The organism is Paraburkholderia sp. NMBU_R16, assembly GCF_013282575.1.
GTDB lineage: Bacteria > Pseudomonadota > Gammaproteobacteria > Burkholderiales > Burkholderiaceae > Trinickia.
Window position 1 is genome coordinate 46,808 of the sequence record NZ_JAAAYE010000028.1, and the last position, 13,170, is coordinate 59,977.

Below are 13,170 nucleotides of genomic sequence, written 5' to 3' on the forward strand. Positions count from 1 at the left end.
ACGCCCGTGGCCTGCCGACGCGCCGACGCGTCGCGAAGCCTGCCGCATACCAGGTATCGGGGCGCTCAGGCACCCCGGACGACGATCGCGTGAACGCGATAGGGACCGTGCGCGCCCAGCACGATGGTCTGCTCGATGTCGCCCGTGCGCGAAGGTCCCGAGATGAAATTAACTGCGCGCGGCAACTGCCCGCGCTCCGCACGCAGGAGGGCGAATGCCTCCTCATGCCCGGCAACGATGCGCGAAGCGGACACGACGGCGATATGGGTCTCGGGCAGGAGTCCCGCCGAGACCTCCATGCCGGGCCCTGAAAGCAGCGCGAGCGAGCCGGTTTCGGCCGTCGCGCAAAAACAGCCGGTGATGCCGATCAGATCGGCGTCTTGCGGTTTGCGAAACTCGACCGACAGACCCGCCTGCGCCCACGGCAGCGGCTCCAGATCCCGCCACGCAACGGCGCGCACCGGCAAACCACCCGCTGCCAGATAACGCGCGACAGCCTCGGGGACCTCGGCGAGCGTCGCCACTTCGTCTACGGTAGTGCCCATGAGACGCGCTTCTGCGATGAACCGCGCGACAAGCCCGGCGGCATCCTCAGGCATCGGAGGACGCGGCCCCGCCGGATGCCGCGCGAGATAATCGGCCGCGGCCTCGAGTTCGTCCGCCTCCGGCTGCGCAGCACGACCGCTCGCGGCGCGTATGCGCGCGAGGATGTTGCGGCGGGCAGCCGTTGTATCCATGACGATTCTCCTTGGCGACATCGAATGGCCGATTATACCGATGGACTTTTTCGAGATATACCGTCCCGACGGGCGAACCGGACGAAGCGCCGCAAATGAGACGATTCTCGGCGATGCCGGCGAACCGCCGCGCTACTCGCCGCCGACGTCGATCGGTGTCGTGATGCCGAAGACCTGTCGTAAATAAGCGATGTAGGCTTTGTCGTCGCACATGTTCTTGCCCGGCGAATCGGAGAGCTTCGCGACGGGCTGGCCATTGCAGCGGACCATCTTGATGACGATCTGCAGCGGACTGTAGCCGAGATCGTTGGTGAGATTGGTGCCGACGCCGAACGCGAGTTTGCAGCGTCCGCGAAACCGTTCATAGAGCTGCAGCACCTTGGGGATGTCGAGCGCGTCCGAGAAGACGAGCACCTTCGTACGCGGATCGCAGCGATTCTCTTCGTAGTGGCGCAGGAGTTGCTCGCCCCATTCGAACGGATCGCCCGAATCGTGGCGCGCGCCGTCGAACAGCTTGCAGAAATACATGTCGAAGTCGCGCAGGAACGCCTGCATGCCGTAGACGTCCGACAGCGCGATGCCGAGATCGCCCCGGTACTCTTTTGCCCAGACCTCGAAACCGTAGGTCTGCGAGTCGCGCAGCCGCGGCCCGAGCGCCTGGCAGGCCTGCAAGTACTCGTGGGCCATCGTGCCGAGCGGCGTGAGACCGTGCTTTTTCGCGTAATAGACGTTGCTCGTGCCGGCAAACTGCTCGCCGATCCCGCTCATCAGCGTAAGCAGCACTTCTTCGTGCCAGCGCCGCGAGAAGCGCCGCCGGGTGCCGTAATCGGCGATCTTGCAATCGGCGAACTCGGGGCGCGCGCCGAGCAGCGCAATCTTCTCGCGCAGGCGCTCGCGACCGATCGCGTAATCGGGCTGACGCTGCGTATTGCGGAAGTAGACCTCGTTCACGATGGCCAGCACCGGAATCTCGAAGAGAATCGTGTGCAACCAGGGGCCGTTGATGACGATGTCGATCTCGCCGTTGCGTTTGGGGGACGGCGAAACCGAGATGTACTTCTCGTTCAGGTGAAAGAGCGCGAGAAAGTCGACGAAATCGCTTTTGATGAAGCGCATACGGCGCAGATAGTCGAGTTCGTCCTCGTTGAACGAAACCCGGCAGAGCTGGCGAATCTCGTCGCGAATCTCTTCGACGTACGGCGTGAGATCGACGTTCGGCGTACGGCAGCGGAACCGATACTCCACGTTCGCCGCGGGGAAATGATGCAGCACCACCTGCATCATCGTGAACTTGTAAAGATCGGTGTCGAGCAGCGAGGTAATGATCATGGAACGCACGTGCCACAGAGCCTGTCGATGGGAACCCCTATTCTTGCACTACTTCGCGCGGCGCACGCCAAAAGAAGCAATGGCAGGCTGCCCGCGCGCGGACGTCGCACTTCGCGCGCCATAAACTAATCACGAATCAATCTAAAGCGGAGTCGGGGCGTTTGGCCGATCGGGCCTTTACCTTACGCTACAATATCTCGTTTGCTCGCCTGGCATCCGCTTCCCCCGATATTCCGTATGCAGGAGTTTGAATGACTCACGTTGTGACCGAAAGCTGCATCAAGTGCAAATACACCGACTGCGTGGACGTCTGTCCGGTCGACTGCTTTCGCGAAGGTCCCAACTTCCTCGCGATCGATCCCGATGAATGCATCGACTGCGCCGTGTGCGTGGCCGAGTGCCCGGTGAATGCGATCTACGCCGAGGAAGACGTCCCCGGCGATCAGCAGCAGTTCATCGAACTGAATGCCGAGCTGGCCAAAGGCTGGCCGAGCATTACGAAGACCAAAGGGGCGCTGCCCGAAGCCGATCAGTGGAAAGACGTCGCGGAAAAGCTGAGCCAGCTCGAACGATAACGCGTCGAACGCTCGCCGAATGCGCCGGTTCTTGCGCGCCGGCGTGTTCGTCCCCCGCGCCACCGCCCCTGCTCCTCGCGCGGTTTGCACGGCTTTGCCTCTGATGACAGACCGTGCTTCGAGCACCCGGGGTATTGACAGTACCGGCGTCGCCCCATAGAATCTCGCTTCTCTGCTGTTGTTCCCCGATAGCTCAGTCGGTAGAGCGCCGGACTGTTAATCCGTAGGTCCCTGGTTCGAGCCCAGGTCGGGGAGCCAAAGAATGCACGCGAAGAGCCCGTTCTCAAGACGGGCTCTTTTGCATCGAGCTCGTTAGATTCAGCAGCCAGTCTTTTCCCCGATAGCTCAGTCGGTAGAGCGCCGGACTGTTAATCCGTAGGTCCCTGGTTCGAGCCCAGGTCGGGGAGCCAAATACGCGCAGGCAAGCGAAAGGCCCGCCCACCCGGCGGGCCTTTCGCTTTGGCGGTCCCATGCGCCTTCGCCACCTGTGTTACCGTTTCGAGATAACGGTCGCCCCCTCGCAGCCAAGCTTTTTCGCGGCTCGCGCGCCTCTTTGATCGACGCCCATGACTTTGCCCCGCTTTCGCGACTCAGCCCGCTACTGGCGCACGCCGCTCGTGCCCGGAGCCGAGATGCTGACTGCCGAATACCGCGAGCACACGTTCGCGCCGCACTGGCACGAGGCGTATACCGTGGCGGTGATCGAGGCGGGCGCCGAGGGCTACGACTATCGCGGGACCCATCATGTCGCCGATGCGGGCATGGTACCCATCATCAATCCGGGCGAGGTTCACACCGGCTCGCGCGCGATCGAGGCCGGCTGGCGCTACCGTGTGCTGTATGTGCCGATCGACTATGTCGAACGCCTCGCCGAACAGGTTGCGAACAAGCGGCAGGCGATGCCGTGGTTTCAGGTAGAGCCGATACGCGATACCGATCTGGCCGTGCGCATTGCGCGCGCGCATCGCCTGCTGGAGGACGGCACGAATTCGCTTGCCGCCGAGACCGCACTTCTCGACGCATTGACGACGCTCGTCACCCGCCATGCGCAAGCGCGGCCGGATCCCGCGCTCGCCGGCATCGATCATCCGCGCGTCGCCGCGATGCAGGCGCGGCTGGCTGCGGATCTCTCGGAATCGCTGAGCCTCACCGAACTCGCGAGCGAAGTCGGGCTTTCCGCGTTCCACGCGGCGCGCCTGTTCGCGCGCGCGACAGGCCTGCCACCGCACGCATGGCGCAACCAGTTGCGGCTGCAACGCGCGCTCGCGCCGTTGCGGGCCGGCGTGCCCGTCACCGAGGTCGCCGCCGCAAGCGGGTTCACGGACCAAAGCCACTTCACCCGGCACTTCCGGCGCATGTTCGGCGTGCCGCCGGGCCGCTGGCAGACGACGAGCTGAACGTTCGCTCGCCGCGGCCCGGGCCTGCCCGCGTAAGCGCCCAGCGCAAGAACATACAAGCTCCTTTTCCCACGCACGGCTAAGCTCGGCGGGAAAGGAGGATTCGGCAGTGAACCCACGCACTTCGCTCAACGAATTTGCCGACGGCGCGCGCGACATGGTCCCGATGATGGTCGGCGCGGCGCCGTTCGGCGTCATTTTCGGCACGCTCGTGAGCTCTGGCCCGCTGCATCTGTGGCAGGGCCAGCTGATGTCGCTGACGGTATTCGCCGGCTCGGCCCAGTTCATCGCGCTCGGCCTCATCGCCGGTCATGCCGGGCTCGCCGTGGTATGGGCGACCACGTTCATCGTCAATCTGCGCCATCTGCTCTACAGCGCGACGCTCGCACCCTATGTCGCGAAGCTGCCGGCGCGCTGGCGATGGGCGCTCGCGGCAGTCCTGACCGACGAGGTCTTCGCCGTCGCCTACGCGCACTATCGCCACGCCCCGCCCGGGGCGATCGGTCCGCATTACTTCCTCGGCGCAGGGGTCGCCATGTACGTGAACTGGCAGATCTGGACCCTCGTCGGACTGCTGTTCGGGGCCGCGTTTCCGCGTCTGCAATCGATGGGCCTCGATTTCGCCATGGTCGCCACCTTCATTGCGATCGTCGTGCCGCAGCTCGTCGCCCTGCGCTTCATCGCGGCCGCACTGACAGCCGGCGTTCTCGCGCTGGCCTGCGCCGCATGGCCCTACAAGCTCGGGTTGCTCGCGGCCGTGGCGGGAGGTGTCGCGGTCGGCGTGGTGCTGTCGCGTCCGTGGGCTCGCCGGCCGGCGCATGCGGAGGCCACTCAATGAATGCGGTCGTCCTCATCCTCGGCATGGCCGTCATTACGTGCCTGATCCGCGCCACGCTCTTCGTGCTCGGCGAGCGCGTTACGTTCCCGCCGCTCGTGCGCACCGCGCTCGGCTTCGTCCCCGTTACCGTCCTGACGGCCATCATCGTACCGATGGCCCTGGCGCCGCATGGCGGGCAGCCGGAGCTCACCTGGCGCAACCCGCAGCTCGTCGGCGCACTCGCCGCCTGCGTCGTATCCGCCGCCACGCGCAGACCGCTCGTCACGATCGCGGCCGGGCTCATCGTCTTCTTCGCCTGGCAATGGCTCGTCGCGCACTGATCCGGTGCACGAAAACCGCCTCAAGTTCCGGCTCGCGCGGCCGATAAACAGACGAAACGCGTGCGCCGGACAGCAGCCGGGCTGCACGCCTCGTACTTGGGATACATCGACGCCGCGTGGAACGTGCGGATTGCGCACGCGCCGGCACTCGGCCGCGAGGCGAGGCGCACGGCATGTCGATGTCCCGCCCGCGCGTCGGCGCCGGCGCACACGCACGGACGGACGAGCTATCAGGACATGCCATGGGTCAGATCACCCTTTCTCTTCGAGATGAGACCATTGCCTCGCTGCACAAGGACTTCGAAGCCTTCGTGCGCGTGTCGCTGAAGCTCGACCCGCAATTCGCGACGCCGTCGTTCGAGGATTTCCTGCGCGCGAAGCTGCTCGACAACATGGTGCCGCTGACCGAGCACGCTGTGCAGCGCATGCTCCAGGGCGGTCAATACGCATGGGCCAAGCGCACGCTCGACAAGGAATTTCCCGACGTCGTCGCGATCCTCGTGCGACAAGCCGAGGAGTTCGGCTTCGCATTCGCTTACCGCTCGCAATGGACGCCGGAGGAGCTGGCCAAAGCCTGCCGCGACTGGGCCGCGGCCATCGTCAAGGAAGCCGGCGGCGACGCGGCGCTCGTCGATCCGCTCTCGGCGCAAATCAAATCGTCGGCCAAGGACATCCTGGCGCTCGAAGAAAAAATGCAGACGCCCGCCTGGCGTCTGGCGGAATCGCTGCGCCAGCGCGTCTACGAAGCCAAGATCGCCTGCGAGACGAGCGTCGGCAGCACGGCGCGCGAGAAACTCGGGGAGCTACGCGGCCTGCTCAAGCTGGGGCTCGCGCACGGTTCGTTCCAAAAGCAGGAAGCTCAGCAGATCATGGAATTCCTGCGCCTGCTCAAGCCCGAAATCTTTGTCGAAGAGCCGTACGACATTTTTTCGCGCATGGCAGTCTGGCTGCGCAATTTCTTTATGCCACCCACGCAGCAGCCTCGCGCCCAAGAGCGCCGCCAGCGCTAGCGGAGCGGGCGCTCACGCCCGGCATTCCACGCATGCGGTCCGCGCCGGCCAACGCGAATCGGACTTGTCCTATTCCCCCACCCCGCTACTTGGCTTATGATGCGTGCCCTGTCTTCCCTCGGTGCGCGCATTTGCCATGGCCAATCTCAATTTCACGCTCACCGGCGAATACGTCGAATTGCACAATCTGCTCAAGGTGACGGGGCTGGCCGATAGCGGCGGCTCGGCGAAGATGCTCGTCGCCTCGGGCGCCGTCAAGGTCGATGGCCGCCCCGAGCTACGCAAGACCTGCAAGATTCGCGCAGGCCAGGTCGTCATGTTGGGCGATACACGCATCGCCGTGCTCGAAGCGCCGTGAACCGCTCGCGCCGCTCGTAAGCGCCGCCGGTACCGCCCCGCCATTCGCCGACATGCGTTGCACCTGCCGCGGACAGGGGCATCCATCGACACGCACGCCGCAACGCAATAAGCTTTCCGTTCTTTCGACCGAATCCGTCGCCCGTCTATCGCAGCCGCTTTGGCTGGCGCTTTGCGCTCTCGATCTCTCATGTCGCACTCAGGTCTCTCGCACGCCGCCGGCGCGCCACCCACGTTCTCCCGCCACGCCGCCGAAACGGCCCGGCTGGCGGCGCCGCTCGCAATCTCTCAGCTCTCGCAAATGGCGATGGGCGTGACCGACACCATCCTGCTGGGCTCGCTCGGGGCAGACGCGCTCGCGGCCGGCGGCCTCGGCGCCGGCATCTTTTTTGTCGTCGTCACGCTGTTGCAAGGGGTGCTCACTTCGGTCAGCGTCACCGTTGCCAACGCGCGCGGCGCCCAAGCCGAGGATCGCGTGCCGCATATTTATTGGACCGGCCTCGTACTGTCCGCGCTGCTCGCCGTGCCGGCGTTCGTTCTACTGTCGTTCAGCCAGCCCATCCTGCTGGCATTCGGCGAACCGGCCGCGCTCGCGCGTGACGTCGGTGCCTACACCGGCGTACTGCGCTGGGCGTCGCTCGGCAGTCTCATCGGCATCGGCATGATGCGCGCCTTCTTGCCGGCCATCGGCGCGGCCAAGCGGCTGCTCTGGATATCGATTGCCAGTGTCGGTGTCAACGCGGTGCTCAACTACGGTCTCATTCATGGTGCCTACGGATTGCCGCGGCTCGGCTTGCTGGGCTCCGCGGCGGCTACGTCGATCACCGTCTGGGCCACCGCGCTGGCGCTCGTCGTCTTGCTGCACGGCCGCCGGCGCTACCGCCACTTCGTCAGCGCGGCGCGCCCGAACATGCCGCTCATGGGCGAGCTCTTCGGCATCGGCTGGCCGGTGGCGATCACGTACGGTGTCGAGTCGATGCTCTTTCTGGGCACCGGTCTCACGATCGGCCTGCTCGGCGAGACGCAGCTCGCCGCGCATCAGATCGCGCTCAACGTGGCCTCCGTTTCGTTCATGGTGCCCCTCGCGATCGGCCAGGCAGCCAACGTTCGCGTGGGGTACTGGCTCGGCGCGGGGCAGCCTGTCGCCGCGCGGCACGCGGGCTTCGTGGCGCTCGGTCTTGGCATCGCGTTCATGTCGCTCTCCGGGCTCGTCCTGATCGTCGCGCCGCGCGCCATCGTCGGGCTCTACCTGCGGCTCGACGATCCAGCCAACGCCCCGACGGCGGCCATCGCGGCGTCGCTGCTCGGTGTGGCGGCGGTCTTCCAGATCGTCGACGGCATGCAGACGATCGGTTCCGGATGCTTGCGCGGCTTGAAAGACACGCGCATCCCCATGCTCGCCGCCGCCTTCGGCTATTGGGGCGTCGGCTTTCCAACCGGCTATGTGCTTGCATTCCATGCCGGCCTCGGCGCGCGTGGATTGTGGTGGGGGCTCGCCGCCGGGCTCGCGAGCGTCGCGCTCCTCATGACGCTGCGCTTCGATCGCATGACGCGCGCGACCCCGCGACGCCAGCCAACGACGCTAGGCTGAATCGGCCAAACTCCAGGCCCCTGTCCGCATGGGCCTTCTTCTTGCATGGATTGCGGGCAGTGCGCATAGAATGAGTTTTCGTGCCAGAGCAGACGGTTTTACTGCGGCGCAATAACCATTCTTGGCGACGGAGGGTCCGCAACGTGTACCAATCGAGGCGAAAGCGATCGGCGCCGCATCCCGCGGGGTTGCCCGTTCAGCCACGCCTCGAAATCGCACGCTGCGCCGCGGCGCGGGAGGCAACGCGGCGTGCCGTCACCTTCGCGCTCGGTCTCGCCCTCGTGTTGCTGGCGGCATGTTCGACGCTGCCGCCCGCCACTTCGCTCCATCGCCCCGAAAGCCACGCGCTCGCCGACCCGCAAAATACACCGCTGGGCAAAGCGCTCGCCCCACTCGATGCGGCGCATCCCGGCCAAACGGGCTTTCGTCTGCTGACCGATGGCACCGATGCACTGCAAATGCGCGTCGCACTCGCGCGCGCCGCAACGAAAACACTCGATCTGCAGTACTACATCGCCTCCGAGGATACGACCGGGCGGCTGCTGCTCGCCGCCGCGCTCTACGCGGCAGACCGCGGCGTACGCGTGCGCATGCTAGTCGACGATCTCAACTTCCACGACAGCCAGCGCCTCATGGCCGCCCTCTCGACGCATCCGTCGATCGAGGTACGCGTGTTCAATCCGTTCGGCAGCAGCCGCAGCGTTTTCGCGCGCACCGAAGACGTGTTCACGCGCATCGACCGCTTCACGCGACGTATGCATAACAAAGCGATGATCGCCGATGGTTCCGTGGCCATCGTCGGCGGGCGCAATCTCGGCGACGAGTATTTCAGTGCGAGCCCGACGCTGCAGTTTCGCGATCTCGACGTACTCGCCGCCGGCCCCATCGTGCAGCAGGTTTCCCGCAGTTTCGACATTTTCTGGTCGAGCGCACTCGCCTACCCCGTCGGCGCGCTAGAGAAACACCGTTACGCCCCCAAGGAACTCCACGATGTTCGCGAGGCATTGCGCGCGCATTGGCGAGCGCAAGCGCAGGCGGTCGGCGCAAAACCGCTCAACGGCGAATCGCTGGACGTGCAGATCTCGAAGAAAGAACTCGGCCTCGTATGGGCTCCGGCACAGTTTGTCTTCGATTCACCGCGTAAAGTCACCGATGACGATGGCAGCTACCGCAGTCCGCCCATGCACCGGCTCGCGGATCTGCTGAAAAGTGCACAGCACGAAGTGCTGATTCTTTCCCCGTACTTCGTGCCGCACGATGCGGGCGTGAAGCTGCTCGGTTCGCTCACGCAGCGCGGCGTGCGGGTAGCGGTGGTGACCAATTCGATGGCCTCCACCGACGCCGTCGCAGTACAGGCGGGCTATAGCCCCTATCGCGTTCCATTGCTCAAGAACGGGGTTGAGCTCTATGAATTCCAACCGCTGCAGCAAAACGGCTCGCGCATTTTCCTGGGCTCGACTTCGCGCTCGAGCCTGCATGCGAAAGCTTATGTGATCGATCGGCGCATGCTGGTGATCGGTTCACTGAACTTCGATCCGCGCTCCGCGCATCTGAACACCGAGCTCGCGCTTTTCATCGATAGTCCGACGCTGGCCCAAGCGAGCGCCTCGCTGATCCTTCGGGCCATGTCGCCGGACGCGAGTTTCCGGGTGACGCTGGCCACGCCAGAAGAAAACGCGCATCTACGCGCGCTCGGCGCTCCGGTGTCGGGCCTCGTCTGGACCGGCAACGAAACGTCGGGCAACACGACTTACCTGCGCAGTTGGTCGCTCGATCCCGAGGCCGGCTTCGTACGAAATGTCCTGACGGGGCTATTCTTGTTGCTGCCGATCGATTCGCAGCTCTGAGCAGCAGCCGGTCAGCCCGGGTGCGGCTCTTCCTTCAATTTTCGATTGTCCAACCGACGGAGCGCTTCATGACCGAGGACGTACGTATGGAACGTGACACATTCGGCGAAATCGCCGTACCGAGCGCGAGGCTCTGGGGCGCCCAGACGCAACGCTCGTTGCTCAATTTCCGCATCTCCACCGAAAAGCAACCGCCCGAGCTCATCGATGCGCTGGCCTCGATCAAACGCGCGGCAGCCGAAGTCAACCTCGAGCTCGGCGTGCTGCCCGAAGACAAGGCGCGCGCGATCATTCAAGCCGCCGACGAGATCATCGAAGGCCGGCACGCGGGCGAATTTCCGCTCGCCGTCTGGCAAACGGGCTCGGGCACGCAAACGAACATGAACCTGAACGAAGTCATCGCCAATCGCGCCAGCGAGATCCTCGGCGGCGAACGCGGCGAGAGCCGCTTGGTTCATCCGAACGACGATGTCAATCGGGGGCAGTCGTCCAACGATGTCTTCCCTACCGCCATGCACATCGCCGCGGCGGTCGGAATCGTCAAGCACCTGCTGCCGCGGCTCGCCACGCTGCGCGCCACACTGGACGCGAAAGCGAAGGCATTCGCGGACATCGTGAAGATCGGCCGGACGCATCTGCAAGATGCCACTCCGCTTACGCTGGGCCAGGAGTTCTCGGGTTATGTGGCGCAGCTCGAGCATGGCATTGCGCATCTGGAAGCCACCTTGCCGCACCTGTATGAGCTCGCGCAAGGCGGCACGGCCGTGGGCACAGGCCTGAATGCGCATCCGCAATTCGCCACGCGCGTCGCGGCCGCGATCGGACGGCTGACCGGGCTCCCGTTCGTCAGTGCCGCGAACAAGTTCGAAGTCATGGCCGCGGCCGATGCGCTCGTGTTCGCGCACGGCGCGTTGAAGACCGTCGCTGCAAGCCTCATGAAGATTGCCAACGACATTCGCTGGCTCGCCAGCGGCCCCCGTTGCGGGCTCGGGGAACTGACGATTCCCGAGAACGAGCCGGGCAGCTCGATCATGCCGGGCAAAGTCAATCCGACTCAGTCGGAAGCCGTCACGATGCTGTGCTGTCAGGTGTTCGGCAACGACGTGGCGATCAACTTCGGCGGCGCGAGCGGCAATTTCGAACTCAATGTGTTCCGGCCGATGATCGCGCACAACGTACTGCAGTCGATCCGGCTGCTGGCGGACGGCGCGCAAAGCTTCAACGACCACTGTGCGGTCGGCATCGAAGCGAATCGCGCGCGCATCGATGCGCTTCTGAACGAATCGCTGATGCTCGTAACCGCTCTCAATCCGCATATCGGCTACGACAAGGCGGCGCAAATTGCGAAAAAAGCGCACAAGGAAGGCACGACCCTCAAGGCCGCGGCACTGGCGCTCGGATACGTGAGCGAAGCGCAATTCGACGCATGGGTGCGGCCCGCCGAGATGGTCGGGCGTAGCGGCGAGTAAGGCGTCGCGCAGGGAACGCGTGGCGCGAGGGCCGAAGGTGTCGGCGCCGCGCCGCTCAGATCCTGCCTTGCGCCATTTCCTCGGGCTTCAATTCGACGATCGCGTCGAGCGCTGCCTTCACGTCCATCGCATACTTCGCCACGCGTTTTTGCTCTTCCGTTGCCGGTACGAACGGCGGAACGGGAATCGGCGTGCCGTTTTCATCGACGGCCACGAACACGACGAGGCAATCGGTCGTGAGCCGCAGTTGACCGCTTTTCGGGTCACCTGCATGCACCGTCACATGGATGTGCATGCTGGTGCGGCCCGTGGCGACGACTCGGGCGCGCAGCTCGACGAGATTGCCCACGAGAATCGGGCGCCGAAAGCGGATATTGCCCACGCTCACGGTGACGCAATAGCGGCCTGACCAGACCGCCGCGCACGCATAGGCCGTCTCGTCGATCCATTTCATCAGCGCGCCGCCATGGACCTTGCCGCCAAAGTTGACGGAGGTCGGCTCGGCGAGGAAGCGAAAGGTCGTCTCGGACCGATCGAGCGGGGCGGTGACGGTTGACATCGGGGCTCCGGTGCTGCGGCAAAGCGCATGTTGAAAGGAGCCGATTATACGGGGGCAAAATTCGCGTCAAGGGCCTCCGGTTGCCGTTACTTGCGAACGGTGACGCCGGTATCGATCGTGCCGTACATCGTGACGCTGCCGCTGCCGCTGCTGCCGCCTCCTCCCTGCGCGCATGCCGCGCACAGGCATGCGGCCAACACCGCCGCCATCCACGCTTTCATCGCCAACCACCTCGCTCGCTTCGCCGCATGAACTGGGATTCTAGCCGCTTGGATCACAGCCCTCCGGGTTCGCGATGCGTTCGAGTAACGCGCACTCGGGATTCCACATTTCAGCTCGCCCCGAAACGTCGAATGCGATCGGCGAGTAAAGTGAAATCTTCAGCGCAACACTTGGAGTAATCCATGACCTCCATCTTCACCGACGATCCCCGCGAAAGCGGCCACTTCCCGGGCTTGAGCCGCATCGCGGCGCTGCTCGCCGATCCGGGCCGCGCAGCGATGCTATGGGCGCTCATGGACGGCAGCGCACGCCCGGCCGGCGAACTGACGCTCATCGCAGGGCTGTCGCCGTCGGCCGCGAGCGGGCATCTTGCGCGGCTTGCCGAAGGCGGCCTGCTGGCGCTCGAAGTGCGCGGCCGACACCGCTACTACCGAATCGCGACACGCGAAGTAGCCGCGACCGTGGAAGCGCTGGCCAATGTTGCCCAGGCCAGCGCACCGCAGCGCACGAGCGTGCGTGCCGCACGGACGGTGCCCCTCGATCTGCGCTACGCCCGCACCTGCTACGACCATATGGCCGGCGAGCTGGCGGTGCGCGTGTTCGACGGCCTGCTCGCGAAGGGATGGCTGATCGAGCGCGACGGCGTCGTGGATACGACCGATGCGGGTGACGATGGCTTGCGTCGCTGGGGCATCGATCCGGCGAGGCAACGCACGCGGCGCAGGCGGTTTGCCTGTACCTGTCTCGACTGGAGCGAGCGCCGTGCACATCTGGGCGGCGCGCTTGGCGCGGCGTTGCTCACGCATTGGTGCGAACGCGGCTGCGTCGAGCGCGCGGAAAAACCGCGCGTCTTGCGGGTGACTCCGGCGGGCAGGCACCATTTCGAGGCGATGCTCGCGGCATAAGAATCCGTGGCGGC

Annotated in this window: 14 protein-coding genes and 2 tRNA genes; 12 read left to right on the top strand and 4 right to left on the bottom strand. The window is 65.0% G+C overall.

Annotated features, from left to right (window positions below):
* Positions 1-65: 65 nt before the first annotated feature.
* Positions 66-737, bottom strand: coding sequence for a lactate utilization protein C (locus GWC77_RS15900; protein ID WP_173258403.1), 672 nt, complete (start codon positions 735-737; stop codon positions 66-68).
* Between the two features lie 132 nt (positions 738-869).
* Positions 870-2,066: a nicotinate phosphoribosyltransferase gene (gene pncB / locus GWC77_RS15905; protein ID WP_173258405.1), complete on the bottom strand. Its 1,197-nt coding sequence runs from the start codon at positions 2,064-2,066 to the stop codon at positions 870-872.
* A 251-nt stretch (positions 2,067-2,317) separates the two neighbouring features.
* Here pncB and fdxA point away from each other — a divergent pair, with 251 nt between their 5' ends.
* The 11 genes from fdxA (at position 2,318) to fumC (ending at position 11,470) form a co-directional block, all read left to right on the top strand.
* Positions 2,318-2,641, top strand: coding sequence for a ferredoxin FdxA (gene fdxA / locus GWC77_RS15910; protein ID WP_173258407.1), 324 nt, complete (start codon positions 2,318-2,320; stop codon positions 2,639-2,641).
* Between the two features lie 182 nt (positions 2,642-2,823).
* Positions 2,824-2,899, top strand: a tRNA-Asn gene (locus GWC77_RS15915).
* A 76-nt stretch (positions 2,900-2,975) separates the two neighbouring features.
* Positions 2,976-3,051 (top strand) — tRNA-Asn (locus GWC77_RS15920).
* Positions 3,052-3,207: 156 nt separating this feature from the next.
* Positions 3,208-4,038 carry an AraC family transcriptional regulator gene (locus GWC77_RS15925; RefSeq protein ID WP_173258409.1) on the top strand — a complete coding sequence of 277 codons (831 nt, stop codon included), beginning with the start codon at positions 3,208-3,210 and terminating at the stop codon, positions 4,036-4,038.
* Positions 4,039-4,195: 157 nt separating this feature from the next.
* Positions 4,196-4,876 (top strand): AzlC family ABC transporter permease, encoded by a 681-nt coding sequence (locus tag GWC77_RS15930; RefSeq protein WP_173258469.1) that lies wholly within the window; start codon positions 4,196-4,198, stop codon positions 4,874-4,876.
* Positions 4,873-5,196: an AzlD domain-containing protein gene (locus GWC77_RS15935; protein WP_173258411.1), complete on the top strand. Its 324-nt coding sequence runs from the start codon at positions 4,873-4,875 to the stop codon at positions 5,194-5,196. The genes GWC77_RS15930 and GWC77_RS15935 overlap by 4 nt, the downstream gene beginning before the upstream one ends.
* A 242-nt stretch (positions 5,197-5,438) precedes the next feature.
* Positions 5,439-6,206 (top strand): DUF4088 domain-containing protein, encoded by a 768-nt coding sequence (locus tag GWC77_RS15940; protein WP_173258413.1) that lies wholly within the window; start codon positions 5,439-5,441, stop codon positions 6,204-6,206.
* Positions 6,207-6,342: 136 nt separating this feature from the next.
* Positions 6,343-6,564: an RNA-binding S4 domain-containing protein gene (locus GWC77_RS15945; RefSeq protein ID WP_173258415.1), complete on the top strand. Its 222-nt coding sequence runs from the start codon at positions 6,343-6,345 to the stop codon at positions 6,562-6,564.
* A gap of 189 nt (positions 6,565-6,753) precedes the next feature.
* The gene (locus tag GWC77_RS15950) at positions 6,754-8,154 is read left to right on the top strand and encodes an MATE family efflux transporter (RefSeq protein ID WP_173258417.1); all 1,401 of its coding nucleotides are present in this window, start codon (positions 6,754-6,756) and stop codon (positions 8,152-8,154) included.
* A gap of 281 nt (positions 8,155-8,435) precedes the next feature.
* Positions 8,436-10,001 (top strand): phospholipase D family protein, encoded by a 1,566-nt coding sequence (locus GWC77_RS15955; protein ID WP_367949054.1) that lies wholly within the window; start codon positions 8,436-8,438, stop codon positions 9,999-10,001.
* A gap of 68 nt (positions 10,002-10,069) precedes the next feature.
* Positions 10,070-11,470, top strand: coding sequence for a class II fumarate hydratase (gene fumC, locus GWC77_RS15960; protein ID WP_173258419.1), 1,401 nt, complete (start codon positions 10,070-10,072; stop codon positions 11,468-11,470).
* A 55-nt stretch (positions 11,471-11,525) separates the two neighbouring features.
* Here the strand turns inward: fumC and GWC77_RS15965 are convergent, their stop codons facing one another.
* Entirely contained in the window at positions 11,526-12,029 is a 504-nt protein-coding gene (locus GWC77_RS15965; protein ID WP_173258420.1) for an acyl-CoA thioesterase, read from the bottom strand.
* An 86-nt stretch (positions 12,030-12,115) separates the two neighbouring features.
* A complete protein-coding gene (locus GWC77_RS30110; RefSeq protein WP_302181365.1) occupies positions 12,116-12,250 on the bottom strand; it encodes a hypothetical protein in 135 nt (44 codons plus the stop codon).
* A 183-nt stretch (positions 12,251-12,433) separates the two neighbouring features.
* On the opposite strand from GWC77_RS30110, the gene GWC77_RS15970 reads away from it, so the two are divergent.
* On the top strand, positions 12,434-13,156 hold the full coding sequence (locus GWC77_RS15970; protein WP_173258422.1) for a helix-turn-helix transcriptional regulator: 723 nt from the start codon (positions 12,434-12,436) through the stop codon (positions 13,154-13,156).
* Positions 13,157-13,170 lie beyond the last annotated feature (14 nt).